Here is a 23,792-nt window from a genome sequence, read left to right on the forward strand (position 1 = left end):
GTCCGCTTATTCGAGTCGCACGTCGAAGTGCGGCGAGCGCATGAGCTCTTGGAACGCTTCGAGCGTGTCCTCGTGCAAGTGCACTTCGGAGTTCCGGCCTTCGGCGTTCGGCGATTCGAAGTAGACGATCGCCTTCAGCCGCGGATAGTGCGCCATCTGGTATTTGGCCGCTTGGAAGACCGCCTTCTGGTGGCCCGGGTACTTCTCTTCATGGAAGACGCCCCATTCGGCGAGCATCATCGGCTTGTCGGGGTGCTCGCGCGCGACCCAGTGGTAGAAGCCGGGCCAGGCGCTCTCGCCCTTGGTCTGGTCGACGATCTCGCCGAAGTCCGAGTGCCCGTCGTCGTGGAGCGACTGGCCGTAGCCCGAGAGGCCGATCCAGTCGACCACGTCGGCACCGGGGTACAGGTCCCCGTGCCAGGGCTTCTCGACCCACTTCAGGTAGCCCATGTAGTTCATGACCGTGACGAGGTTGTCCACCCCGGCCCCGCGGAGGCGCTCGACGACGTAGCGGAACATGTCCGCGTAGTCCGACGCCTCCATATTGGAGCCCTCAGTCTGGACGACGTCGTTCTCGGGCTCGTGGTGGACGGTGAAGAAGAACGGCTTCTGGAAGTTGGCCTTGATGTGCTCTGCGAGCTTGTCGAGATAGGCGTCGGTCTCCGGGTCGCCCGCGGCGATCGCGCCCCATTCGGCCATTTGCGGCTTCCAGTTGATGAGGAGGGTCCGCGGGTGCTGCGGGTCCTCGGTGAGCGCGATCTGCTCCGGAGTCGGGAACATGCGCTCGCTGCCGCGCTCATAGGCGTGGTAGATCTGCTGGTCGTGCCCCACTCTGGACTCGAACGCGAGGAGCTCCTGCTCCTTCTCCCGCGACGTGTGCGCCGCGGGGGCGACGCCGACGAGGGCGCCGCAGGTCGGGATGAGCTTCTCCCCTGTCGCGCAGGTGGAGAGCTGGTCCTCGACCTGACCTGATTCCGGATTCAGCGGCGGGCCGCCGGGCGAGGTCGGTTCGGCGGCCGGGAGCGCCGGGTCGGCCGACGGGTCCGCTGCGGGCGCCGGGACCGTCGCGGGCGTCGGGCTCGGCGACGCGGTCGGCGCCGGATCGGTCGACGCGGTCGGCGCCGGATCGGTCGACGCGGGAGCCTCAGAGGACGGCGCGTCCGGCGTGCCGGTCGGGTCCCCTGTGGGCGACGGGCTCGGGGCGGTCGGCCCGCCGGTCGGGTACGGCAGCGGGGCGGGCATGGTCGGCGGGGCCGGGGCCACCGGCGGCACGGCCGAGATGGTGCGCAGGTTCGGGCCCGAACCGTACTCGGCGCCCTCGAACTCCAAGTAGGCGTTGCGGTCGGGGGTCGTGACGGCGAAGCCGTAGCGGCCCGGCGCGCCGATCGCACCGGAGACGTCGAGGACCACTTCGGTGTCCCCCGCCTCGATCTCGACCGCGTCCCACACCGCGCCGTACGGCGGGGCGGTGGCGGCCGTGAGCGTGCACAGGCAGCTCACCGGGTGCACGGAGGCGACCTCGACGGTCATGTCCTCGCTGTCGGGCGGCACGGCGACGGGCAGGCGCAGCTCGGCGGTGTGGTTCGGCCGGACCGTGGACTCGTCGACGACGAACTGCAGGTGGGTGACGGCGATGCCGAGGTCGCTGGAGGTGCCGACCGGCAGCACCGCGGGCGACTGCGGGGCGGGACCGGTGACCTGCGTGGCGGTGAACGACGCGGCGAGCGGGGCGTGGTCGTAGGTGCCGTTGCCGTCCTGCCAGGCCTCGTCGACGGCGATGCCGTCGCGCTGCCCGCCCGCGCCGACCCCGTAACCGGCCACGAAGCCCGCCAGTACCAGCGGCAGCACCGCCAGGACGGTCACGATGCCGCGGCCGGCCCGCAGGCTCTGGCGCTTCTCGGTATCGCTCATCGTCCACCTTCTTCCGTCCAATGTGACCTGCACTCAAATGCTGCGAATCACCATATTAGCGAACAAACTGGTTTTTACTAGTCTGCTCTCGCAAACACAACCCCGACCCCGTTCACGGCGCGCCTGGAAGCCGCCCGGCCGTCACCTCAAGGTCACATCGCTCGTTACTCAATCGAGATCCCGATAACGAGAAAGGCCTTCGCGTTGAGGACCCCTGCCGCCCGCACGCTCGCCGACTACGGCGTCATCGTCCGCCGTTCCTGGTGGCTCATCATCGGAACGGTGGCCGCGGCACTGGCCGCCGGGTTCGCCTACACCTCGCTGAGCGAGGAGGTCTACGAGTCCACGTCCGCGATCCTGGTGCTGCCCACCGCGAGCGACACCCCCGTCACGGGCGCCCGCACCGCCGGGCAGGTCAACCTCGACACCGAGGCCCAGCTCGTCAAGTCGACCGAGGTCGCCGTGGCCGCCGCCGAAGCGCTCGGCGCCGACGCCCCCGACGACCTCGTCTCGCGCGTGTCGGTCACCGTGCCGCCCAACACCGCCGTGCTCGAGATCGCCTTCCACGCCGGGAACCCCGAGGACGCCCGGGCCGGTGCCATCGCGTTCAGCGAGGCGTACCTCGACCACCGCCGCTCGGGGGCCACCGCCTCGCTCGACAGCGCGATCGCCGCGGCCACCGTCGGCCTCGACGCGGTCAACGCCGACATCGCCGCCGCCGAGGACGAACTGTCCGGGATGGACTCGGACGGCTCCGGGCGGTCCGGACTCGAATCCGAGCTCGACGGGCTGCGCCAGCAGGCCGAGGAGATCGAAGCGGAGATCGCCGCGATCGAAGCCCAGCAGGGCGCGATCACGCCCGGCCGCGTCATCAACCAGGCCTCCGCGCCCAGCGCCCCGATCAGCCCGAACGCCCTCTTCAACCTCGCCGCCGCGCTCGGCCTCGGCCTCCCGCTCGGCCTCATCCTCGCGTGGGCCCGCCACCGCCTCGCCCGCAAGGTGGCCTACCCGACCGACCTGGTCGAGCGGTGCGAACTCGACGTGCTCGCCTCCGTGCCCCCGGGCGTGAAGTTCCAGCGCCGCGAGGTCTTCGGGGCCTACAGCCCCGGCGGCCGGGTCTTCTCCCAACTCCGCAATGTCGTGTCCTCGCAGCTCACTCACGATCAGCGCGTCATCGTCGTCGCCGGCGTGGCCCCCGGGCCCGCCGCGAGCGTCGTCGCCGCCAACCTCGCCACCGCGATGGCCCGCGCGGGCGACCGCGCCACCGCCGTCGCCGCCAACCCGAGCACCACGGTCGGCCTGCCGGAGCTGTTCGGCACCGACTCGGTGCCGGGCCTCGCGGACGTCTGGTCCGGCCGGGTCGACCTCACCGAGGCCACGCACGCCGCACCGCGGCAGCCGAGCCTCAACGTGATCGGCCCCGGCGCCGCCGCCAGGGCCGCCGGCCCCACCAGCGAAGCCGCCGCGGAGACCTTCACGAAGCTCGCCGAAGCCGGCCGCTTCGTGGTCGTCGACGCCCCGCCGCTCTCGTGCTCCGCCGACGCGCAGCTGCTCGCCGGACACGCCGACGCCGTGATCCTCGCCGTCCAGTCAGGACGCGACTCGATCAGCGAGACCGCCGCCGCCGCGCTGGCGATGCGCCAGATCGACACGCCGCTGCTCGGCGCGATCCTGCTGCCGAGCGTCCTCGGACCGATGAACACGGTGCCGCTGCCGACCGCGCGCCGCGAATCCGAGCTCGCCGCCGATGCGGAGGTCTCCCAGGACGAGACGCCCACGGACTCGCTCGAGCCCGTCGCGGACGAGGAGGCGACGACGCAGGTCATGCCGGCGGTGCCCTCCACTGTCCCTGCAGCCGAGTCCCGGTGACCCTCCTCGCGGCCGCCCGCTCCGCGGGGCGCCTCCGCACCGATCCCGCCGCGCGGGGCGACCGCGAAGGCGCCTCGCTCACGTGGCTCCTGGCCGGGTTCCCGCTGTGGTGGGCGCTCGGCATGGGCGTCCTCATCATCCCGTTCGTCGCCGCCGTCGCCACCGTGAAGCTGGTGCGCCGCAGGTCGATCAGCGTGCCGCCCGCGTTCGGGTGGTGGCTGCTGTTCCTCCTCGCGGTCACATTGAGCCTGGCGAACCTCGGCGTCGACCCCCCGGGTGTGGTGCCCGAGACCTGGTTCTCGAGCCTGGCCGGGGCGACCTTCCGGCTCGGCTTCTACTGCTGCTGCACCCTCATCGCCCTGTGGGCGTACAACCTCCTGGCGGAGGGGAAGCTCAAGCGGGACACACTGGTGCGGCTCCTCGGGTGGCTGTTCGTGGTCACGGTGGCGGGCGGCTTCCTCGGGACCTTCTTCGGGTCCTTCGAGTACACCTCGCCGGTGGAGGCGCTGCTGCCGAAGGCCGTGGCGAAGGACGGGTTCGTCCAGTCGCTCGTGCACCCGGCGGCCGCGCAGACCATGGACTTCCTCGGCTACGAGACGCCCCGGCCCGCCGCGCCCTGGGGCTACACCAACACGTGGGGCAACAACTTCGCGATTACCGCGGTCTGGTTCCTCATCGCCGCGTTCTGCACGCCCCTCAGGACGCGATGGCGGGTCGCGGCCGTCGTGCTGCTCGTCGCCTCGCTCGTGCCCGCCGTGTACTCGATGAACCGCGGCCTGTGGCTCGGCCTCGCCGCCATCGCCGTGTTCGCGGCCCTGCGGCTGCTCGTCTCCGGCCGACCGGGCGGGATGCTCGCCCTGGCCGGGGCCGGCTGCGCCGCCGTGCTGCTCGTGGTCCTGACACCACTGGGGACGGTGGTGCAGACCCGGCTCGACAACGGGCACTCCGACGAGGGCCGGGCGTTCTCCTCCGAGCGCGCCACCGAACTCGTGATCGAGCACTCCCCCGTGATCGGCTTCGGGTCCACCCGCAAGACCCTCGGCTCGGGCGAGTCGATCGCCGTCGGCCCCACCCCCGAATGCCCCCGCTGCGGCGGCCGCACCCTCGGCGGGAACGGCCAGCTCTGGCAGGTCATGTTCGCCCACGGGATCCTCGGCGCCGTCACCTACCTCGGGTTCACCCTCGCGGTCCTGTGGCGGTTCCGGCACGACCACACCGCGGTCGGGATCGCCGGGAGCGCCGTCGTCGGCTTCTCGCTGATCACGATGTTCTACTACAACGCCCTCGTCACCCCCCTCCTGTTCACCCTGCTCAGCTACGTCCTCCTCGCCGCGGGCCGCCTGCCCGAGGCCTCACACCACGGCCCAGAGACGGAGAACCGATGAGCCGAGCCCTGAAGACCACCGACGACCTGCGCAGGCGCGCGACCTACCTGGCGGAGGTGGTCGACCAGCTGTACCCCGGTGCAGCGCAAGGCGACGCACCCAGGCCCTACATCGTGGTGCCGGGCCGCCGCAAGCCGCGCGTGCTCATCCCGGCCGCCGACCGCAAGGTCGCCGCCGCCGCACTGCACCGCTACGCCCGGCCCGCCGCGCGCGGCGCGCGCCTCAAGCGCGACGCCGCCGTGTGGGCCCTGCGGCTCGGCCTGGACCGGATGCTGCTGCCCCACCGCATCAAAGTGGGCGGCACCGAAGGCATCGACGACCACCTCGCGGCCGTGCTCGGCCACGAGGTGCACCTGAGCATCCACATCGGACCGGCGCGGGCGAACCGCAAGCCGGTGCTGCAGATCCTCGACGGCGACGCCCTGACCGTGGCGTTCGCGAAGCTCGGCGTCAACCAGCTCACCCGCGAACTCGTGGAGGCCGAGGCGAACGCGACGCGGCGCCTCAGCGAGTTCTGCGACCTCAAGCTGCTGCGCGTGCCACGCCTGCTCCACTCGGGGAACTGGAACGGCCACAACCTGATGGTGGCCTCCGCGCTCCCGTCTTGGGACGCCCCGGCCGACCTCGGGCCCTCCCGCCGCACCAATGCCATGCGCGAACTCGCCGACGCCTGCGGGACCGCCCGCTCGCCGCTCGGCGAGTCCGACTACGCCGCGCGGCTGCGCTCGCGCCTCAATGACCTCACCGCACAAGGCGAGACCGACGCGGACACGCTCCAGACCGCAGGGGAGACCCTGCTCGACCGGTACGCCGGGACCGAGCTGACCTTCGGCGCGTGGCACGGCGACTGGTCCCCGTGGAACACCCGCGAGACCGAGTCGCTCGTGTACCTGTGGGACCTCGAGCGCTTCGAGACCGGCGTCCCCTACGGCTTCGACGCCGCGCACTACCGGCTCCAGGACCACATCGTCACCCAAGGGGCCGACCCGACCACGGCCGTGCTCGGCCTCGTCGCCGACGCCCCCGCCGTCCTGGCGCCCATGGGGGTCGCACCCGCCGAGGCCGAACCCACCGCGCTGCTGTACCTCGTCGATCTCGCCGCCCGCTACATGGGCGACCAGGCCGAGCGCGCCGGCGCGGCCCTCGGGGCCCTCGGCCGCTGGCTCCTGCCCACACTGCTGCGCCACATCGCGCGCCAGCGCACCGCTTCGGAGACAGGGGGCCAGTCGTGAGCCAGCGGTCGCTCAGCGAGCGCATCCCGAGCCAGCTCAAGGCCGTCGTCGGGCACTCGACGCGCACCTTCGGCCGCCTGACGGCCGCCTCGCGCATCCTGCCGGGCCTGCTGATCTGCGGCGGCCAGCGCTGCGGCACCACGTCCCTGTACCGGGCCCTGGCCCAGCACCCGGCGATCCTGAAACCGGTGTTCCACAAGGGCGTGCACTACTTCGACACCGGCTACGACAAGGGCATGGCCTGGTACCGGGGGCACTTCCCGACGCAGGCGGCCGCGCGGCGGATCGCCGACCACACCGGGCTCGCGCCGATCGGGTTCGAGTCGAGCCCGTACTACCTGTACCACCCGCTCGCCGCGGAGCGGTTCGCGCGGGACCTGCCGGGGGTCAAGGTGATCGTGCTCGTGCGCGACCCGGTCGAGCGGGCGTGGTCGCACCACGCGCACGAGGTGGCGCGCGGGTTCGAGCCGATCGGGGACTTCGAGGAGGCCGTGGCGGCCGAAGAGGCCCGGCTGCACGGCAAGGAGGAGCGGCTCCGCGCCGATCCTTCGCTGTACGACTTCGACCACCAGCACCACGCCTACACGGCGCGGGGGCGGTACGCGGACTTCCTCGAGCCGCTTGCCGAGCAGGTGGGGCGCGACAAGGTGCTGGTGCTCGACTCGGGCGAGTTCTTCTCCCGGCCGGAGGACGCGTTCGAGCGCGTGCTGCGGTTCCTGGGGCTGCCGTGGCTCGGGGAGTTCGCCTTCGCGCGGCACAACGCGCGCGGGCGCCCCTCCCCGATGTCCGCGGCTCTGCGGGAGCAGTTGACGGAGCATTTCGGCCCGTACGACGAGCGGCTCGCGGACTGGTTGGGAGGCGTGCCCAGTTGGCGGCGCTGACCTCGGGCGCGGTCGCCGCCGAGACCGAGGAGCGCACCAGGGAGGAGCTGCGCGGCACCGCCCGCGGCGGCCTCGTGAACCTCGTCGGCGCAGCGGTCTCCGGGCTCGGCGGCCTCGCGGTCACCTGGCTGGCGGCGGTCGCGCTCTCGCCCGCCGAGGCGGGCGCGTTCTTCGCCGCCACCTCGGTGTTCCTGCTGGCGGGCGCGATCGCCCGCGTGGGCACGCCCACGGGGCTGGTGTACTGGGTGGCGCGGCTCAACCAGAACGGGCGCGAGGCCGCGGTCGGCTCGGTCCTGAAGCTCGGCCTGTGGCCGGCGGCGATCGTGTCGATGGCGACGGCGTTCGGGCTGCTCATGGCCGCGCCCCTGTTCGAGAGCCCCGATCTGGTGCGGCTGATCGCGGTGTTCCTGCCCGCGTCGGTCGCGATGGAGGCGCTGCTGGCGGCGACGCGCGGGTACCGGCTGATGGGGCCCTCGGTCCTCATCGACAAGCTCGGCCGCACCGTGGCGCAGCTGGTGGGGCTCGCGGCGATCGCGTTGGCGGGCACGGCCTCGCCGTTCACGATCACGTTCGCGTGGGTGCTGCCGTACCTGCCCGCGGCGGTCGCGGCGGGCTGGTACCTGGCGCGGCGCCACCGCAGGTCGCGGCCGGAGCAGGGGTTCCCCGACCGGGTCTCGGCCCGGGCGTTCTGGGGGTTCACGGCGCCGCGCGCCGCTGCGGGCGTGGCCCACCTGGGGCTGCAGCGGCTCGACATCATCATGGTGGCGGCCCTGGCCGGGCTCGGCCCGGCCGCGGTGTACACGGTGGCGACGCGGTTCGTGATCGTCGGGCAGATGGCGGCGGGCGCGGTCGGGCAGTCGGTGCAGCCGCGCGCGGCCGCGGCGATGGCCGCCGGGAAGCCGGCGTCCGCGCGGTCGCTGTACCAGGAGTCGACGGCGTGGATCGTGGCGCTCACCTGGCCGGTGTACCTCGGGGTCGGCCTGCTGGCGGACTGGTACCTGCGGTTGTTCGGCGCCGAGTACGTGGGCGGCGACGCGCGCCTGGTGGTGTGGATCCTCGTGCCCGCGATGATGTGCTCGTCGGCGTGCGGGGTGGTCGACTCGATGCTGTCGATGGCCGGGAAGACCTCGTGGCAGCTCGTCGACGTCTCGATCGCGCTCGTGGTCAATGTCGGGCTGAACCTCGCGCTGATCCCTTCCATGGGGGTCGTCGGCGCGGCGATCGCGTGGGCGGCGGCGGTTCTGGTCAATAATTTGGTTCCACTCACGCAACTGTGGCGCACGTTCGGCCTGCACCCGTTCGGGGCGTTGACGAGGCGGTCGCTGATCGCGGCCGGCCTCGGGTTCGGGGTCCTGCCGCTGGCGGTCACGCCGCTCGGCCCGCTTTGGACGTGGGCCGCCCTCGCGGCCGCGGGCCTCGCGTGGGCGGTGGCGCTCCTGCGGTACCGCACCAGGATCTGAACTTGAAAGGGACTTCGTGGCCAGCAACTACACCGACGTGTTCCGGGACCCGACCGCGGTAGAGAAGTACGCCGAGCGAACGTATGCCCCTGGGACGTTCTCCTCGATCGTCTCCAGCCGCCAGGCCGGCTGGCTCCGCGGGTTCGTGCCGAACGCCTTCGCGACCCGGCCCGTCCACCACGACTTCGCGTGCGGCACCGGCCGCGTCTCGCGGATGCTCGCGGGGATGGTCGCGGTCTCGCACGGCTACGACACCTCGGAGGCGATGCTCCAGAAGAGCCGCGAGCTGGGCACGCCCGGGCACGGGCACCTGGTGCAGCCGGGGCTGGCCTCGCCCCACGTCGAGCCGGGCCGTCCGGCGCTGGTGACGGCGTTCCGGTTCGTGCTCAACGTGGACCTGCACCTGCGGGACCAGCTGATGGACTTCGCGTCGGCGGCGCTGCCGGACGCGGACGCGGGGCTGCTGCTGGTGGAGAACCACGGCAACGCGTCGTCCCTGAGACACCTGCGCAAGACCTTCGGACGCCTGGACGCGAGCACGTGGTTCCAGGAGCTCTCCCACCTGGAGATGCGGGACCTGTTCACCCGCCACGGCTTCGAGCTCGTCGGCATGCAGGGCTTCACGCTGTTCACGCAGGGCTGCTACCGCGCGCCGTGGGGCTGGGCCTCGAAGGCCGCCGACGCCGCGCTGGCCTCGCCGCTGTCGAAGTGGGCCACGGACGTGGTCTACATCGCGCGGCGCCGCTGACCGCTCAGCTCAGTCCAAGGCGTGCTCCAGCCTCGGGCCCGAGTGCGTCCTTCAGAGAGCCTTCGATCAGCTGAGCTTCGCGCCCGATGTCCTCGCGGGCCTCGTCCGTTTCGATCGTGGCTCGGGCTCGCGCCCAGAATTCGTCGTCGACAGGATCCATGGCGCTAGTGGCGGCGCTGCCGATAGGCCTCGGCGAGGAGCCGCACCGCTTCGGGGACGTCGTCCTTGAGGTAGCGGCGGACGAGGCGGCGGGGTTCGGAGAGCATCCGGAAGATCCATTCGGTGCCCGTGCGCTGCATCCATTTCGGGGCGCGGCGGCGGTAGCCGGCGATGAAGTCGATGCTCGCGCCGCAGCCGAGGAACCACGCCTTGGGGGCGACGGCGCGCAGGCGCACCGTCACGTGCTCCTGCTTGGGGAAGCCGAGTCCGACGTACACGAGGTCGGGGGCGGCGGCTTCGACGCGCGCGACGAGGGCGCGCCACTGCGAGTCGTCGCGGTCGAACCCCATGGGCGGGCACCAGGCGCCGACCACCTTCAATCCCGGATAGCGGGCCTCGAGGAGGTCCGCGGCGCGTTCGGTGGGGCGCGCGGTGGCGTCCGGGGTGCCGCCCAGCAGGGCGATGCGCAGGCCCCGCGCGGCGGCGGCCTCGGAGAGGGACCAGACGAGGTCCGAGCCCGCGACGCGGGCGGGGAGCGGGGTTCCGGCCACTTTGGAGGCCCACACGAGGGGCGCGCCGTCGGCGACCGCGAGGTCCGAGGCCGCGATGATGGCGCGCAGCTCGCGGCTCCTGCGGGCGGCGGCGAGGATGTCGACGTTCGGGGTGACGATCTGGCCGCCCCGCCCCGATTCGAGCGCGTCGAGCACCCGCGTCACCGCCTCGGCCTCGGTGACCGGGTCGATGCCGATGCCGCCCAGGCACACCCGCGGAGCGGGCCGTGCGTGCGGTCGAGGGGAAGGCGCGGCGCTGACACGGTCAGCGCACGAAGGGCCCAAACGCTCCATGCGATCAGACGTTAGAGGTCCGCGTGCGATTTTCCGGGAATTTTGGCCGCAGGGCGTGTCCCCCACCCCACCCCGGGTCGTTATACGAATCATCAAGGGGCATCTGCAGGTTTCCGAGCCCGGCTCGGATCGCGGCCCCGACGGCAGTAGGTGGAGCAGCAGTGAGCGAGGGATCAGTGAGCGCGAAGATCGCCGACACGGCCGAGCAGTCCGAGAACCGCGTCAAAGTGGTCTTCATCGGAGGACTCGGGCGCAGCGGCACGACGCTCCTCGAACGCCTGCTCGGACAGCTCCCCGGCGTCGTCCCCCTCGGCGAGATCACCCACCTCTGGGAACGGGACCTCGTCGGCAACGAGATGTGCGCCTGCGGGGCCACGTTCTCGCACTGCGAGTTCTGGCAGCGGATCGGGCAGCGCGCCTTCGGCTCCTGGGAGCAGGTCGACGTCGAGCGCCTCAACGCCCTCAAGGCCACTGTGGACCGCACCAGGCACATCCCGACGCTCGCCGCGAAGCGCCTCGCGCCCGCGCAGCACGAGCTCGTGACCGAGTACGCCGAGTACTTCGAGAAGATCTACACCGCGGCCGCGAAGGACACCCGCGCCCAGGTCGTGGTCGACTCCTCCAAGCACGCGTCCCTCGCGTACTGCCTGCGCTGGTCGCCCAAGATCGACCTGCGGGTGCTGCACGTCGTGCGCGACTCGCGCGGCGTCGCCTACTCGTGGACCAAGAAGGTGAACCGCCCCGAGTCCCCCACGGGCGACCAGATGACCCGCTACTCCCCCGCGAAGGCCGCGATGCTGTGGAACGCGCAGAACGCCGCGTTCAGCCTCCTCGCCCGCCGCGGCGTCCCGGTCCGGCGGGTCCGCTACGAGCGGATCATCCAGCGCCCGCGCAAGGTGATCGCGTCCCTGGGCCGGTTCTGCGGCCTGGACCTCGCCGAGTCGGACTACAACTTCATCGGGGACGGCTGGGCCGACCTCGGCCCGAGCCACTCGGCGGCCGGGAACCCGATGCGGTTCACCGTGGGGCGCATCCCGATCTACCCCGACGAGGCCTGGACCGCGGATCTGCCCGACAGCACCCGGCGCATGGTCTCCACCCTGACCCGGCCCCTCCTGGGCCGCTACGGCTACCTCGACGACGAGGAGGGCCCTGTGGACGAACCCGTTCTGGAAGAGGTGATCGCCCGTGACTGACTGGCCTTCGGTCGGCGTCGTCATCCCCACGCACAACCGCCCCGAGCAGGTACGCGCGGCGCTGCGCTCGGTGCTGGCCCAGTTCTACCCCGGCGACATCGAAGTCGTCGTGGTCTTCGACCGCGCCAAAGTGGACGAAACGCTCGCCGCCGACGGCGACCGGCCCGTCCGCGTCGTCAAGAACGAGCGCACCCCCGGCCTCGCCGGGGCCCGGAACACCGGGATCACCGCGCTCGACACCGACCTCGTGGCGTTCCTCGACGACGACGACGAATGGCTCGCCGGCAAGCTCACCGCGCAGGTCAACGCGCTCGGCACCGAGGCCGAGCTGTGCACGACCGCGATCGAGGTCGACTACCGCGGCCGCCGGAACCCGCGGCTCGCGCAGAAGACCATGGTCCGCCACGGCGACCTGCTCCGCTCGCGCATGATGATGCTCCACTCCTCGACGTTCCTGTTCCGCCGCTCGGCCCTGCTGGGCGGCCTCGGGCTGGTCGCGGAGGACGCCCCGGGCAGCCAGAACGAGGACTGGGACATGCTGCTGCGCGCCTCGCGCCGCCGCCCCATCGCGCACGTCGACGTCCCGTACGCCCTCGTCAACTGGGCCGGCTCGCACTTCGAGACCCGCTGGGACACCAAGATCTCCTCACTGCGGTGGATCCTCGACCGCCACCCGGAGATCCACGGCAGCCCCGAGGGCGCCGCGCGCGTCTACGGCCAGATCGCCTGCTGGCACGCCGCCACCGGCGACCGCAAGGAGGCCCTGCGCTGGGCGGTCCGCGCGACCAAGGCGAACCCGGGCGAGCCCCGCGCCGCCGTCGCGGCGGCCGCCGCGGCCGGCATCGTCGGCGTCCCCGCCGTCATGGCCGCCCTGCACCGCCGCGGCCGCGGCATCTGACCACACGAGAAAGCGGCCCCGGAACCATTCGGTTCCGGGGCCGCCTCGTCAAGCGCTGCGAGAAGGGCTAGCCCTTCTTGCGGAGCTCCTCTTCGTTCTTGTGCAGGTCCTCGAGGCCACCGCACATGAAGAACGCCTGCTCGGGGAAGTGGTCGTACTCGCCCTCAGCGATCTTCTTGAAGGCCTCGACGGTCTCCTTGACGGGGACGAACGAGCCCTCGACACCGGTGAACTGCTTCGCCGCGAACGTGTTCTGCGACAGGAAGCGCTCGATGCGGCGCGCGCGGCCCACGACGAGACGGTCCTCTTCCGAGAGCTCGTCCATACCGAGGATCGCGATGATGTCCTGCAGCTCGTTGTACTTCTGCAGGATCTGCTTCACCTGGGAGGCGACCGCGTAGTGCTCGGCACCCACGACCTCGGGCTCCAGAATGCGGGAGTTCGAGGCGAGCGGGTCGATCGCCGGGTAGATGCCCTTGTCGGAGATCTTCCGCTCGAGGTTCGTCGTCGCGTCCAAGTGCGTGAACGCGGTGAACGGCGCCGGGTCGGTGTAGTCGTCCGCGGGGACGTACACGGCCTGCATCGAGGTGATGGCCTTGCCGCGCAGCGAGGTGATGCGCTCCTGGAGCTCACCCATCTCGTCCGCCAGGGTCGGCTGGTAACCCACGGCCGAGGGCATGCGGCCCAGCAGCGCGGAGGTCTCCGAACCGGCCTGCGTGAAGCGGAAGATGTTGTCGATGAAGAGCAGCACCTCCTGGTTCTTCACGTCGCGGAAGTACTCGGCCATCGTCAGGGCCGACAGGGCGACGCGAAGACGCACCCCCGGCGGCTCGTCCATCTGGCCGTAGACCAGCGAGGTCTTCGGAAGGACGCCGGCCTCGGCCATTTCGGCGATGAGGTCGTTGCCCTCACGGGTGCGCTCGCCGACACCGGCGAACACCGAAGAACCACCGAAGTTCTGGGCGACACGGATGATCATCTCCTGGATGAGCACCGTCTTGCCCACGCCGGCGCCGCCGAACAGGCCGATCTTGCCGCCCTTGACGTACGGGGCGAGCAGGTCGATGGCCTTGATGCCGGTCTCCAGCATCTCGGTCTTCGGCTCCAGCTGCGCGAACGCCGGGGCGTGGCGGTGGATCTCCCAGTGGTCGTCGGCCTCGAGCACTTCGCCTTCGGCGAGGTTGAGGCATTCGCCGAGCACGTTGAAGACCTTGCCCTTGATGCCGTCGCCGACCGGGACCTTGATCTGGCCGCCGGTGTCGCGGACCTCGGTACCGCGGACCAGGCCGTCGGTCGGGGCCATGCAGATGCCGCGGATCTGGTTGTCGCCCAGGTGCTGGGCCACTTCCAGGGTCAGGGTCTTGTTGTGCTCGCCGTAGACGACGTCAACGTGGAGTGCGTTGAAGATCGCCGGGATGGCGTTTCGAGGGAACTCGACGTCGACGACCGGCCCGATGACCCGTACGACGCGCCCCACTCCTTGAGTGTCAGTCATCGTTACTCTCTTCCTGCGGCGGAAAGGGCCGAGGCCCCGCCCACGATTTCGCTGATCTCCTGCGTGATCGCCGCCTGCCGCGCCGCGTTCGCGCTCCGCCGCAGGGTCTTGATCATTTCATCGGCATTGTCCGTCGCGGCCTTCATGGCCCGGCGCTTGGCCGCCAACTCGCTCGCCGCCGCATCGATCAACGCCGCGTAGATGCGGGTCGTCAAGTACTTCGGCAGCAGCGAGTTGAGCAGCGCTTCCGGGTTCGGCTCGAACTCGTAGTCCGGGAGGAGGATGTGCTCGTCGAGCTCTTCCTCTTCCACGTCCTCGACCTCGAGAGGCGCCAATTGCCGCGGCTCGGGGCTCTGTGTCAGCAGCGAGACGAACCTGGTGTGCACGATGTGCAGTTCGTCCACACCGAGGATACCGTCCGCTCCCGCGTCGTCACCCTCGTCGTCGGCGCCGGACATGAACGCCGCGAGCAGCGTCCTGGTGATCTCCTGCGCGTCGGCGACCTTCGGCTGCTGCGAGAACCCCGTCCAGGACTGCTCGATCTTCCTGGAGCGGAACCGGTAGTAGTCCACGCCGCGGCGGCCCGCCACGTACAGGACCGGCTGCTTGCCCTCCTCGGAGAGACGCGAGACCAGCTGCTCGGCGGTGCGGATGACGTTGGCGTTGTAGCCGCCGCACATCCCCTTGTCCGCCGTGATCACGAGCACGCCCGCACGCCTGACCGCCTTGCGCGGCTGCAGCAGCGGGTGGTTGATCGACGCGTTCGACGCCAAGGAGGTCATCACGCTGGTCATGGCGCGGGAGTACGGCAGTGACGCCGCCACCCGCTCCTGAGCCTTGGCGATGCGGCTGGTCGCGACCAGTTCCTGCGCCTTGGTGATCTTCCGGATGGACTGGGTCGACTTCAGCCGCTTGCGCAAGTTACGAAGCTGCGCTGACATGGCTAACCCCTCTTGACGCGCTTGACGGTCTCGACGTCCACGTCGCCCTCGAGGGCGTCTTCAGCGGTGTCGGTCACGTGCAGGTCGTCGGCGGTGGCCTTGAACATCTTCTTGAACTTGGCCGCGGCGCGCTTGAGGGTGTCCTCGATGTCGCCGGTGACCTTGTCCTTGCCCGCGGTGAGCTGGGCGACGACGTCCTTGTGGTTGGCGCGCATGTAGGTGAGGAACTCGCTCTCGAAACGGCGCACCTCCCCGACCGGGATGTCGTCGAGCTCGCCGGCGGTGCCGGCCCAGATCGAGATGGTCTCCTCGCCCATGGGGAGCGGCTCGGCCACACCCTGCTTGAGGAGCTCGACCATGCGCAGACCGCGGTCCAGCTGCGCGCGGGACGCGGCGTCCAGGTCGGACGCGAAGGCCGCGAAGGCCTCCAGGTCGCGGTACTGGGCCAGGTCCAGGCGGAGCGAACCGGCGACCGAGCGCATGCCCTTGGTCTGCGCGGCGCCACCGACACGGGAGACGGACGTACCGACGTTGATCGCCGGACGCACACCCGAGTTGAACAGGCCCTCTTCGAGGTAGACCTGGCCGTCGGTGATGGAGATGACGTTGGTCGGGATGAACTGCGAGATGTCGCCGGCCTTGGTCTCGATGATCGGCAGACCCGTCATCGAACCGCCGCCGAGCTCCTCGGACAGCTTCGCGCAACGCTCGAGCAGACGCGAGTGCAGGTAGAAGACGTCACCGGGGAAGGCCTCGCGGCCCGGGGGACGACGCAGCAGCAGCGACACGGTGCGGTACGCCTCGGCCTGCTTCGACAGGTCGTCGAAGACGATGAGGACGTGCTTGCCGCCGTACATCCAGTGCTGGCCGATGGCCGAACCGGTGTAGGGCGCCAGGTACTTCAGACCCGCCGGCTCGTCGGCGTTCGCCGCGACGATGGTGGTGTACTCCATCGCGCCGTGCGCCTCGAGCATGCCCTTGATGCCGGCGACGGTGGAGCCCTTCTGGCCGACCGCGACGTAGATGCAGCGCAGCTGCTTGTCGGGGTCGCCGGACTCCCAGTTGGCCCGCTGGTTGATGATCGTGTCGATCGCGACCTGCGTCTTGCCGGTCTTGCGGTCGCCGATGATCAGCTGGCGCTGGCCGCGCCCGATGGGGGTCATCGAGTCGATGGCCTTGATGCCGGTCTCGACGGGCTCGAACACCGACTGGCGGCTCACGACGTTGGGGGCCTGGGCCTCCAGCTCGCGCTCGCCCTCGGCCTCGATCTCGCCGAGGTCGTCGATGGGGTTGCCCAGGGCGTCGACGACGCGGCCCAGGAACTTGTCGCCCACCGGCACGGAGAGGACCTTGCCGGTGCGCTTGACCGACTGGCCCTCGCCGACCTTGACCGGGTCGCCCAGGAGGACGGCGCCGATCTCGCGGACGTCGAGGTTCAGGGCCAGGCCCATCACGCCGCCCTCGAACTCCAGGAGCTCGTTGGCCATGACGGAGGGCAGGCCCTCGACGACGGCGATGCCGTCGCCGGCGGAGGTGACGGTACCGACCTCTTCGCGGGTGATCTCCGGCCGGTAAGACGAGACGTACGCGTCGAGCGCGTTACGGATCTCGTCAGAGGAGATGGTCAATTCAGCCATCTGAACGTTTACCTTTCTGTTGTTACCGGCTGGATCAGCGTCCGGCCAAGGCTTGGCGGGCTTCGTCGAGGCGGCGCGAGACGGAACCGTCCCACAGCTCCGAGCCCACTTGCACTCGGATGCCCCCGACGATCGCGGGGTCGACCGTGACCTTGAGCGCCACAGGGCGCCCGTAGACCAGGGTGAGCTTGGCGGCGAGCTGACGCTCCCCCGCCTCGTCGAGCGGCCTCGCCACGGTCACGTAGGCCACGGTCTCGTCCTGGGCCGCAGCGGCGGCCTCGACGAGGTGGGCCAACGAGGCGTGGAAGCTGCGACCGCCGATGCCGAAGCACGAGGCGGAGGCCAGCTTCACCGTCACCGGCTCGGCCTTGCCGCCGAGCAGCTGCTCGACGAGCGAGGCCCGGCCCTTCGGGTCGGAGCCCGAAGCGCCCAGGACGGAGGCCAGCTCGGCGTCGCCGTCGACGAGCTGCCCGAATCGGAACAGCTCGTCTTCGACGTTCGCCAGGCTGCCGTCCTTGGTCGCGGCGAGCAGCAGCGCCGAGACGGCGAGCTGCTCGGTGCCGTCGACCAGTTCGGACGGGGCGCCCCAGCGGCCGCGCACGAGCGAGGCCACCACGTCAGCGGCGGTCTCGCCCACTTGGCCCGCGATGAGCCCGCGGACCAGGCCCTCCCGGTCGTCCGCCGTGCGGGCGGGGTCGGACAGGGCGCGACGCAGCCGAGGCTGGTCGACGAGGAACCTCGTCACTCCCAGCAGCTGATCGCCGCACTCGGTGAGCTGCTCGGCCGAGGCGCTGGAGGCGGCTGCCTCCAGCACGGCCCGGCCGGCCTCGATGCTTTCGCGTCCAGTCGTCGACATCAGCGCGCTCCGCTCGTCTCGGCCGTGTCGTCGGCGATCTGGGACAGGAACTGGTCCACAGTCGCCGTCGTGTCGGCGTCGCCGGCGAGGCGCTGGCCGATGATCTTCCCGGCCAGGTCAACGGCCAGGTTGCCGACCTCGCTGCGCAGCTCGCGGACGAGCTGCTGGCGAGAGGCCTCGATCTGCGCGTGGCCCGCCGCGATCACGCGGTTGGCCTCCTCGCGGGCGGAGACGAGGATCTCCTCCTTGGCCGCCACAGCGTCGGCACGAGCCTCGTCGCGAATCGCGGCGGCCTCTTCCTGCGCAGTGGCGAGCTTGCGACGGTATTCCTCGAGCGTCTGGTTGGCCTCTTCTTGAGCCCGCTCAGCCCGCTCGATGCCGCCTTCGATCGCGTCGACTCGTGCCTCGAAGGTCTTCTCCATCATGGGGAAGACGAACTTCATGAGCACGAAGCACAGCAGACCGAAGGCGATGGCGCCGACGAGAATCTCTTGCCAGATCGGGAAGAGAATCTCTGCGCCTCCTTCGGCGGCGTGAATCATGTTCGCTCCGTGAGGTGGTTAGTTGATGAACGCGAGGACCAGGCCGAACAGGGCCAGAACCTCGACGAGGGCGAAGCCCATGAAGAGCATCGGACGGGTGATACCGGCCGACTCGGGCTGACGCGCGGTGGCGGTGATCCACGCGGCGAAGATCAGGGCGACACCGATACCGGGGCCGATCGCAGCGAGGCCGTAACCGATGACGTTGAGGCTGCCATCCATGGCGTTTTCTCCTAGGTGTCAGCGTGGCGTGTCCGTCACGCGCACGATGTTCTTCAATTGCGAAATCTGGATGAGGGGCGAAGGCTCGGGGAGCGCTAGTGCTCGTCCGCGAGGGACCCCTGGATGTACATACCGGTCAGCAGGGTGAAGACGTACGCCTGCAGCAGGATGACGATCAGTTCGAACATGGTCATGGCGATGCCCATGCCGAACGAGAAGACCGAGAGGCCTTGGATGAAGATGTTGCCCGAGTTGAGCATCTCGAAGCCGCCGAGGATGAACACCAGCAGGATGAGGTGGCCGGCGAACATGTTCGCGAAGAGCCGCAGGGCGAGGGTGACCGGTCGCAGGATGATGTTCTGCAGGAACTCGATCGGGATCAGCAGCGGGTAGATGAACCAGGGCGCGCCCGGGGGCACGCAGGTCATCTTGAGGAAGCCGATGAAGCCGTGCTTCTTGAAGCCGACGGCCATGTAGATGATCCACGAGAGCACGCCGAGCATCGCGGGGAAGGCGATGTGGGAGTTCGGAGAGACCTGAACGCCGGGCACGATGGCCCACATGTTCATGATCAGGATGAAGAGGAACAGCGTCGCGAGGTAGGGCGCGAACTTCACGCCTTCCTTCTTGCCCATCTGGTCGATGGCGACGGTGTTGCGAATGAAGCCATAGGCGGATTCGGCGAGCCACTGCTTCTTGCTCGGAACGATCTGGGGCTTGCGGTACGCCCACAGGAAGAACACGATGAGAATGGCGACAGAAGCCCATACCGCGAAGGTGATCGTGGTGAACATGTGGGCGAGAGCCGTGTCGCTGAGCCCGGTGAACCAGTCCCGGAAATCAAAGCTGTGAATGCCGGGCGGGAAGTGGGAGTCCCCTTCGGCCAGCACGATGGCTGAGTCGGTCACGCGAGTCACGCCTCTCAGTCAGTGTCGGTCAAAATTAAGGCGACATCTGCTTGATCAGCAGGAACATTCCTGCTGCAGCACCGACAAGCATCCCTACCAGGAGCCCGACTCTGGGCAAATCGAGCCACAGGTCGACGAGGTACCCGATACCGCCCCAAAAGACGATCCCTGAAATGAGGTACCCCAGCGCACGCCAGCCCATGTCCGAGCCATCAGGCTGCGGCTTGTGGTCAGGGGGGTGTTTGTCGGCCATGTCGAGCTGAACTCTAACAGCTACTACACAGGAACTGCCCAGCGGGTTCGCTGAGATGAGTGCCATCGGTGAGGGGTTGTCAACCTCTAAGAAACACCGCGTGTCGCGAGTAGCGTCAAGATTTCGTCAAGAACTCTGGTCGAGCTCGATGTAGGGAATTTTCGCCTTGTAGGCCCACACGACCTGGGTGGCGAGCCACGCGACGGCCCCGCCGACCACGCCGTAGGCGAAGGGCAGCAGCGCGTCGGGCACGGCCGTCTTGACGATCGAGAGGATCGTCAGGACCAGCGCCAACTTGATCGAGTACGTGATCAACGCCATAGGCAGAGTGAGACGCAAGTCAAAGGTCTCCGCCAGTGCGACTGCCGCTGCGGAACCCGCGAATCCCAAGGCCGCCAACGCTACTCCCGCCGGCGCGGCCCATGCGCCGGTCACCCCGTCGGTGATGCCGCCGACCACGCCGGCGATGACCGCCGCGATCGCGGCGGCGATGAGGCACGGCTTCAAGAAGCCCTTGATCTTGGTCATGGGCGCGGCTCCAGCGCGTCCGCCACCGGCCGCAGCGCGGCCTCGAGCTGGTCGGCGATCTGGGCGTAGACGGCCTGCCGCATTCCCCACGGGTCGGCGAGGTCGAGCTCGTCGTAGTCGCCTCGGCGCGCGTCGGCCGCGTCGACCAGGGCCTTGCCGCGGACGGCGGTGTCGCCGTCCGGCAGCGAACCGGCGAGGTCGGCGGCCATCGGCCCGAACGAGCGGACGAGGAAGGCCTTGGCGGACGACTCGGGGAAGCGCTCGGCGAGGTACTCCCGGTGCCCGATAGTTGCAACGAGGATGAGGTCCGAGGCCTCCACGTGCTCGCGCAGGAGGTGCCGGGCACGGTGCCCCGCGGGGTCGAAGCCGCGGGACTCGAGCTCGGTCATCGCGTTGCCCTGCATGTTCTCGCCTTCGTGGAAGGGCGAGATGCCCGCGCCGTGGTTGAGCACGTCCTCGCCGGTGAGACCGGCGAGGATGCGCTCGGACATGGGCGACCGGCAGATGTTGCCGGTGCACACGTGCAGCACGGTGAACGGCGAGGTCACGCTGAAGCCTCGTCGGCCTTCGGCTCGGCGGTCTCGTCGGCTTCCGCTTCGGCCGCCTCGGTGTCGTCCGCTTCGGGCTCGTCGTCCTCGGGGCCCTGGCCGGGCCCGTAGCCGTCGCGGTCGAGCGTGTCGGGCACGATCTTGCGGATTTGCTCGAGGCTCAGCGCGCCCAGACGCAGTATCTGCGGCGGGTGGGCCACGCAGTCGATGATGGTCGACGGCTGGTTGTCGACCACGACTGAGCTTGCGAAGTCGTAAATTGGCTCAGTTATCGGGCCGGCCTCCAGGTACACGGAGACGTCGGATCCGAGCTGGGCCTTGGCGTCGGCGGCGGTGTCGGCCGGCGGCTGGCCGGTCTTGTTCGCCGAGGAGACGGCCATCGGGCCGGTCTCCTTGAGCAGTTCGAGCGCGAGCGGGTGCAGCGGCATGCGCACCGCGACCGTGCCGTCGGTGTCACCGAGGTCCCAGGTCAGGGACGGCGTGTAGGGCACGACGATGGTGAGCGGCCCGGGCCAGAACGCCTCGATGAGCTCCTTGGCGGAGTCGGGGATGTCGGAGGCGATGCCGTCGAGGGCGCGCTTCGAGCCGATGAGGACCGGCGGCGCCATGTCGCGCCCGCGGCCCTTCGCGGCGAGCAGCGCCTTGACCGCCGTGGGATTGAACGCGTCGCAACCGATGCCGTAGACGGTGTCGGTGGGGATGACGACGAGTCGACCGCCGGTCACGGCCCTGGTGGCCGACTTCAGCCCGGTCGCGCGGTCCTTGATCTTCCTGCAATTGAACAGCCTCACGGCGACAAGCCTAGCCTTCCCGTCGCGAACCGCGGGCGGCCCGCCAGGTCGTCGTGGTCCTCGGTCTCGGTGAACCCGCTGACACCCAGGATCTCGGGGGCGACGGCACCGTGCGTGTCGTCGTGTTCGAAGCCGAACCAGCCGCCGGGCTTGAGCCAGCCCGCGGCCCGCACGGCCAGCGGCTGGATCACGGCGAGGCCCGCTTCGGCGGCGTAGACCGCGCCGTGAGGGTCGAACTTGACCTCGGGCGCGACCTCCATCTCAAAGGGCACGTACGGCGGGTTCGCGGTGACGAGATCGACCGCGCCGTCGAGTTCGTTCAAGGTGGCGGCGGCGGTCGCGTCGGCCAGGACCGGGGTCGCGCCGGTGCCGTCGAGGTTCGATTCGAGCCATTCGAACGCGTCGGGATCGGCCTCGATCGCCCACACGGTCGCGTCGGGGCGCTCTGTCGCGATCGCGTAGGCGATGGCGCCCGAACCGGAGCACGCGTCGATGACGGTGCCGCCCTGCGGCAGGTGCTCGAGCGCCCAGTCCACCAGCAGTTCGGTCTCGGGCCGGGGCACGAACACCCCGGGCCCGACCGCGAGTTCGCCGTAGCGGAACGCGGCCGAACCGGTCAGGTGCTGCAGCGGCTCGCGGGTGGCGCGCCGTTCGATGAGCGCGTTGAACTGGGCGAGCTGGGCCGCGGTGGGCCCGTCGGCGATGAGCAGGCGCGTCCGCGTCAGCCCGGAGACGTGGGCGGCCAGCAGCTCGGCGTCGTTCCGCGGGGAATGCACGCCGGCCGCCTCGAGACGATTCGCCGCCGAGGCGACGGCCTGCGGCCAGGTCGCTTGCGCTTCGGGAAGCCCGGGAGCCGTCACTCGCCTGTGCTCACTCATCGGTGCTCACTCATTGGTGCTCGCTCTGTGTTCACTCATCCGTGCCGCGCGCCATGCGCTCGGCCCGGTCGGCGGCGGCGAGGGCGTCGAGGACCTCGTCGAGCGCGCCGTCCATGACCTGGTCGAGGTTGTAGGCGGTGAAGCCCACGCGGTGGTCGGTGAGCCGGTTCTGCGGGAAGTTATACGTGCGGATGCGCTCGGAGCGGTCCGCGGTGCGCACCTGCGAGAGCCGCGCGGCACCGGCGGCCGCGGCCGCCTCCTCCTGCTGCTTGGCCAGGAGCCGCGCGCGGAGCACCTTGATCGCGGCTTCCTTGTTCTGCAGTTGGCTCTTCTCGTTCTGGCTGGTCACGACCACGCCAGTGGGCACGTGCGTGAGGCGCACGGCCGAGTCGGTGGTGTTGACCGACTGGCCGCCGGGGCCGGACGAGCGGTACACGTCGACGCGGACGTCGTTCATGTTCAGCTCGAAGTCGACCTCTTCGGCCTCGGGCATCACGACGACCGCCGCCGCGGAGGTGTGCACACGGCCCTGCGACTCGGTCACGGGCACGCGCTGCACGCGGTGCACGCCGCCCTCGAACTTCAGCCGCGACCACACGCCGTTGCCGCCTTCGGGAGTGCCCTTGGTGCGCACGGCGATCGAGGAGTCCTTGATGCCGCCGAGGTCGGTCGGCACCATTTCCAAGGTCTCGACGGTCCAGCCCATTCGCTCGAAGAACCGCAGGTACATGCGCATGAGGTCCCCGGCGAACAGGCCGGACTCCTCACCGCCCGCACCGGCCTTGATCTCGATGATCACGTCCTTCGCGTCGTCGGGGTCGCGCGGAACCAGCAGCTCGGCGAGCTTCGATTCCAGCTCGGGGATGCGCTTCTTGATCTGCTCGGCCTCGGCGGCGAAATCCGAGTCCTCCTTGGCGAGCTCCTCGGCGGTCTCGAGGTCGTCCTTGGCCGCCGCGATGTCCTCGGCGGTCTTCGCGATCGGGGACAGCTCGGCGTAGCGGCGTCCGACCCGCCGCGCCTGGGCCTGGTCAGCGTGCAGGGCGGGGTCGCCCATCTGGACTTCCAGATCGCGGAACTCGGCGAGGAGCGATTCCAGGCGGTTGTCGGCAGCGGTGGTCATCTCAATGTCCTTCGAAAGCAGAGCCGTGTGAAGATGCAAAAAACGCAGCGCCCGTGTCAGTGACACGAGCGCTGCGCGGCAAAGCTACTTACCGGCCTGAGCCTTCTCCTGGGTCTTGGCGTAGCGGGCCTTGAACTTGGCCACGCGACCGCCGGTGTCGAGGATGCGCTGCTTACCGGTGTAGAACGGGTGGCACTTGTTGCAGGTCGCAGCCTGGATCTTGCCACTGGCCACCGTCGACCGGGTGGTGAAGGCGTTCCCGCAGGAACAGGTCACCTCGGTGACGACGTACTGAGGGTGGATCCCGTCTTTCATGACTTCCCTTTCTCTGGGTCGCCGGGTCGGCCACTGCAACGCTGGATTGCTCGCAGGCGTCGCAATCTGCCGTGAACCGGAACCGCATCGTGCCCCGTAAGAGGCGCTTAGGGTGCGCGACCTGCGCACCAACATTCAATGATAAGGCGTGAGGCCGCTCTCAACGAGGGCGGC

Annotated in this window: 25 protein-coding genes; 8 read left to right on the forward strand and 17 right to left on the reverse strand. The window is 70.0% G+C overall.

Features of this window, described 5'->3' with window-relative positions; all coding sequences use genetic code 11:
* Positions 1-6 precede the first annotated feature (6 nt).
* Positions 7-1,911, reverse strand: a complete 1,905-nt coding sequence (locus tag O2L52_RS11830; protein WP_270115631.1) for a glycosyl hydrolase — start codon at positions 1,909-1,911, stop codon at positions 7-9.
* A 204-nt stretch (positions 1,912-2,115) separates the two neighbouring features.
* Here O2L52_RS11830 and O2L52_RS11835 point away from each other — a divergent pair, with 204 nt between their 5' ends.
* Genes O2L52_RS11835 through O2L52_RS11860 form a run of 6 tightly spaced genes read left to right on the forward strand, consistent with a single transcriptional unit; the run spans position 2,116 to position 9,486 of the window.
* Positions 2,116-3,780, forward strand: a complete 1,665-nt coding sequence (locus tag O2L52_RS11835; protein WP_270115632.1) for a Wzz/FepE/Etk N-terminal domain-containing protein — start codon at positions 2,116-2,118, stop codon at positions 3,778-3,780.
* A complete protein-coding gene (locus O2L52_RS11840) occupies positions 3,777-5,165 on the forward strand; it encodes a hypothetical protein (RefSeq protein WP_270115633.1) in 1,389 nt (462 codons plus the stop codon). Before O2L52_RS11835 ends, O2L52_RS11840 begins: the two co-directional genes overlap by 4 nt.
* Positions 5,162-6,397, forward strand: coding sequence for a hypothetical protein (locus tag O2L52_RS11845; protein WP_270115634.1), 1,236 nt, complete (start codon positions 5,162-5,164; stop codon positions 6,395-6,397). The genes O2L52_RS11840 and O2L52_RS11845 overlap by 4 nt, the downstream gene beginning before the upstream one ends.
* Complete coding sequence (locus O2L52_RS11850) at positions 6,394-7,278, forward strand: sulfotransferase family protein (protein WP_270115635.1); 885 nt, start codon at positions 6,394-6,396, stop codon at positions 7,276-7,278. The genes O2L52_RS11845 and O2L52_RS11850 overlap by 4 nt, the downstream gene beginning before the upstream one ends.
* The gene (locus O2L52_RS11855; RefSeq protein ID WP_270115636.1) at positions 7,266-8,738 is read left to right on the forward strand and encodes an oligosaccharide flippase family protein; all 1,473 of its coding nucleotides are present in this window, start codon (positions 7,266-7,268) and stop codon (positions 8,736-8,738) included. Before O2L52_RS11850 ends, O2L52_RS11855 begins: the two co-directional genes overlap by 13 nt.
* 16 nt (positions 8,739-8,754) lie before the next feature.
* A complete protein-coding gene (locus O2L52_RS11860; RefSeq protein ID WP_270115637.1) occupies positions 8,755-9,486 on the forward strand; it encodes a class I SAM-dependent methyltransferase in 732 nt (243 codons plus the stop codon).
* A 4-nt stretch (positions 9,487-9,490) separates the two neighbouring features.
* Here the strand turns inward: O2L52_RS11860 and O2L52_RS11865 are convergent, their stop codons facing one another.
* Positions 9,491-9,646: a hypothetical protein gene (locus tag O2L52_RS11865; RefSeq protein ID WP_270115638.1), complete on the reverse strand. Its 156-nt coding sequence runs from the start codon at positions 9,644-9,646 to the stop codon at positions 9,491-9,493.
* Between the two features lie 4 nt (positions 9,647-9,650).
* On the reverse strand, positions 9,651-10,409 hold the full coding sequence (locus tag O2L52_RS11870) for a WecB/TagA/CpsF family glycosyltransferase (RefSeq protein ID WP_270115639.1): 759 nt from the start codon (positions 10,407-10,409) through the stop codon (positions 9,651-9,653).
* Positions 10,410-10,651: 242 nt separating this feature from the next.
* On the opposite strand from O2L52_RS11870, the gene O2L52_RS11875 reads away from it, so the two are divergent.
* Both O2L52_RS11875 and O2L52_RS11880 read left to right on the forward strand, forming a co-directional pair.
* Entirely contained in the window at positions 10,652-11,686 is a 1,035-nt protein-coding gene (locus tag O2L52_RS11875; RefSeq protein ID WP_270115640.1) for a sulfotransferase, read from the forward strand.
* Complete coding sequence (locus O2L52_RS11880) at positions 11,679-12,584, forward strand: glycosyltransferase family 2 protein (RefSeq protein ID WP_270115641.1); 906 nt, start codon at positions 11,679-11,681, stop codon at positions 12,582-12,584. The genes O2L52_RS11875 and O2L52_RS11880 overlap by 8 nt, the downstream gene beginning before the upstream one ends.
* Before the next feature lie 67 nt (positions 12,585-12,651).
* On the opposite strand, the gene atpD is transcribed toward O2L52_RS11880, so the two are convergent.
* The 14 genes from atpD to rpmE all read right to left on the reverse strand — a co-directional run bounded on the left by atpD (position 12,652) and on the right by rpmE (position 23,618).
* Positions 12,652-14,079, reverse strand: coding sequence for a F0F1 ATP synthase subunit beta (atpD, locus tag O2L52_RS11885; protein ID WP_270115642.1), 1,428 nt, complete (start codon positions 14,077-14,079; stop codon positions 12,652-12,654).
* Positions 14,080-14,081: 2 nt separating this feature from the next.
* A complete protein-coding gene (locus O2L52_RS11890; protein ID WP_270115643.1) occupies positions 14,082-15,020 on the reverse strand; it encodes a F0F1 ATP synthase subunit gamma in 939 nt (312 codons plus the stop codon).
* 2 nt (positions 15,021-15,022) lie between these two features.
* Entirely contained in the window at positions 15,023-16,657 is a 1,635-nt protein-coding gene (atpA, locus tag O2L52_RS11895) for a F0F1 ATP synthase subunit alpha (RefSeq protein ID WP_270115644.1), read from the reverse strand.
* A 34-nt stretch (positions 16,658-16,691) separates the two neighbouring features.
* The gene (locus tag O2L52_RS11900; protein WP_270115645.1) at positions 16,692-17,513 is read right to left on the reverse strand and encodes a F0F1 ATP synthase subunit delta; all 822 of its coding nucleotides are present in this window, start codon (positions 17,511-17,513) and stop codon (positions 16,692-16,694) included.
* Positions 17,513-18,055, reverse strand: a complete 543-nt coding sequence (locus O2L52_RS11905; RefSeq protein WP_270115646.1) for a F0F1 ATP synthase subunit B — start codon at positions 18,053-18,055, stop codon at positions 17,513-17,515. The genes O2L52_RS11900 and O2L52_RS11905 overlap by 1 nt, the downstream gene beginning before the upstream one ends.
* An 18-nt stretch (positions 18,056-18,073) precedes the next feature.
* Positions 18,074-18,277: an ATP synthase subunit c family protein gene (locus O2L52_RS11910; protein WP_205325210.1), complete on the reverse strand. Its 204-nt coding sequence runs from the start codon at positions 18,275-18,277 to the stop codon at positions 18,074-18,076.
* A gap of 95 nt (positions 18,278-18,372) precedes the next feature.
* Positions 18,373-19,185, reverse strand: a complete 813-nt coding sequence (gene atpB, locus O2L52_RS11915) for a F0F1 ATP synthase subunit A (protein ID WP_270115647.1) — start codon at positions 19,183-19,185, stop codon at positions 18,373-18,375.
* Positions 19,186-19,219: 34 nt separating this feature from the next.
* Entirely contained in the window at positions 19,220-19,438 is a 219-nt protein-coding gene (locus O2L52_RS11920; protein WP_270115648.1) for an AtpZ/AtpI family protein, read from the reverse strand.
* A gap of 126 nt (positions 19,439-19,564) precedes the next feature.
* The gene (locus O2L52_RS11925) at positions 19,565-19,966 is read right to left on the reverse strand and encodes a hypothetical protein (RefSeq protein WP_270115649.1); all 402 of its coding nucleotides are present in this window, start codon (positions 19,964-19,966) and stop codon (positions 19,565-19,567) included.
* Entirely contained in the window at positions 19,963-20,514 is a 552-nt protein-coding gene (locus O2L52_RS11930) for an arsenate reductase/protein-tyrosine-phosphatase family protein (protein ID WP_270115650.1), read from the reverse strand. Before O2L52_RS11930 ends, O2L52_RS11925 begins: the two co-directional genes overlap by 4 nt.
* Entirely contained in the window at positions 20,511-21,305 is a 795-nt protein-coding gene (locus tag O2L52_RS11935; RefSeq protein ID WP_270115651.1) for an L-threonylcarbamoyladenylate synthase, read from the reverse strand. The genes O2L52_RS11930 and O2L52_RS11935 overlap by 4 nt, the downstream gene beginning before the upstream one ends.
* Positions 21,302-22,183 (reverse strand): peptide chain release factor N(5)-glutamine methyltransferase, encoded by an 882-nt coding sequence (prmC, locus tag O2L52_RS11940; protein WP_270115653.1) that lies wholly within the window; start codon positions 22,181-22,183, stop codon positions 21,302-21,304. Before prmC ends, O2L52_RS11935 begins: the two co-directional genes overlap by 4 nt.
* A 31-nt stretch (positions 22,184-22,214) precedes the next feature.
* Positions 22,215-23,303, reverse strand: coding sequence for a peptide chain release factor 1 (gene prfA, locus O2L52_RS11945; RefSeq protein WP_270115654.1), 1,089 nt, complete (start codon positions 23,301-23,303; stop codon positions 22,215-22,217).
* An 84-nt stretch (positions 23,304-23,387) separates the two neighbouring features.
* The gene (rpmE, locus tag O2L52_RS11950) at positions 23,388-23,618 is read right to left on the reverse strand and encodes a 50S ribosomal protein L31 (protein ID WP_205325217.1); all 231 of its coding nucleotides are present in this window, start codon (positions 23,616-23,618) and stop codon (positions 23,388-23,390) included.
* Positions 23,619-23,792: the final 174 nt, after the last annotated feature.

This window comes from Glycomyces algeriensis (assembly GCF_027622855.1).
GTDB classification, from domain to species: Bacteria; Actinomycetota; Actinomycetes; order Mycobacteriales; family Micromonosporaceae; genus Glycomyces; species Glycomyces algeriensis.

What these genes read in the sequence shown, in the direction of transcription:
- O2L52_RS11830 (WP_270115631.1), bottom strand. Translation starts at nt 1,911, where the DNA reads ATGAGCGATACCGAGAAGCGCCAGAGCCTGCGGGCCGGCCGCGGCATC.
- O2L52_RS11925 (WP_270115649.1), bottom strand. Translation starts at nt 19,966, where the DNA reads ATGACCAAGATCAAGGGCTTCTTGAAGCCGTGCCTCATCGCCGCCGCG.
- O2L52_RS11900 (WP_270115645.1), bottom strand. Translation starts at nt 17,513, where the DNA reads ATGTCGACGACTGGACGCGAAAGCATCGAGGCCGGCCGGGCCGTGCTG.
- O2L52_RS11845 (WP_270115634.1), top strand. Translation starts at nt 5,162, where the DNA reads ATGAGCCGAGCCCTGAAGACCACCGACGACCTGCGCAGGCGCGCGACC.
- atpD (WP_270115642.1), bottom strand. Translation starts at nt 14,079, where the DNA reads ATGACTGACACTCAAGGAGTGGGGCGCGTCGTACGGGTCATCGGGCCG.
- O2L52_RS11865 (WP_270115638.1), bottom strand. Translation starts at nt 9,646, where the DNA reads ATGGATCCTGTCGACGACGAATTCTGGGCGCGAGCCCGAGCCACGATC.
- O2L52_RS11910 (WP_205325210.1), bottom strand. Translation starts at nt 18,277, where the DNA reads ATGGATGGCAGCCTCAACGTCATCGGTTACGGCCTCGCTGCGATCGGC.
- prfA (WP_270115654.1), bottom strand. Translation starts at nt 23,303, where the DNA reads ATGACCACCGCTGCCGACAACCGCCTGGAATCGCTCCTCGCCGAGTTC.
- O2L52_RS11905 (WP_270115646.1), bottom strand. Translation starts at nt 18,055, where the DNA reads ATGATTCACGCCGCCGAAGGAGGCGCAGAGATTCTCTTCCCGATCTGG.
- O2L52_RS11890 (WP_270115643.1), bottom strand. Translation starts at nt 15,020, where the DNA reads ATGTCAGCGCAGCTTCGTAACTTGCGCAAGCGGCTGAAGTCGACCCAG.
- prmC (WP_270115653.1), bottom strand. Translation starts at nt 22,183, where the DNA reads ATGAGTGAGCACAGGCGAGTGACGGCTCCCGGGCTTCCCGAAGCGCAA.
- rpmE (WP_205325217.1), bottom strand. Translation starts at nt 23,618, where the DNA reads ATGAAAGACGGGATCCACCCTCAGTACGTCGTCACCGAGGTGACCTGT.
- atpA (WP_270115644.1), bottom strand. Translation starts at nt 16,657, where the DNA reads ATGGCTGAATTGACCATCTCCTCTGACGAGATCCGTAACGCGCTCGAC.
- O2L52_RS11920 (WP_270115648.1), bottom strand. Translation starts at nt 19,438, where the DNA reads ATGGCCGACAAACACCCCCCTGACCACAAGCCGCAGCCTGATGGCTCG.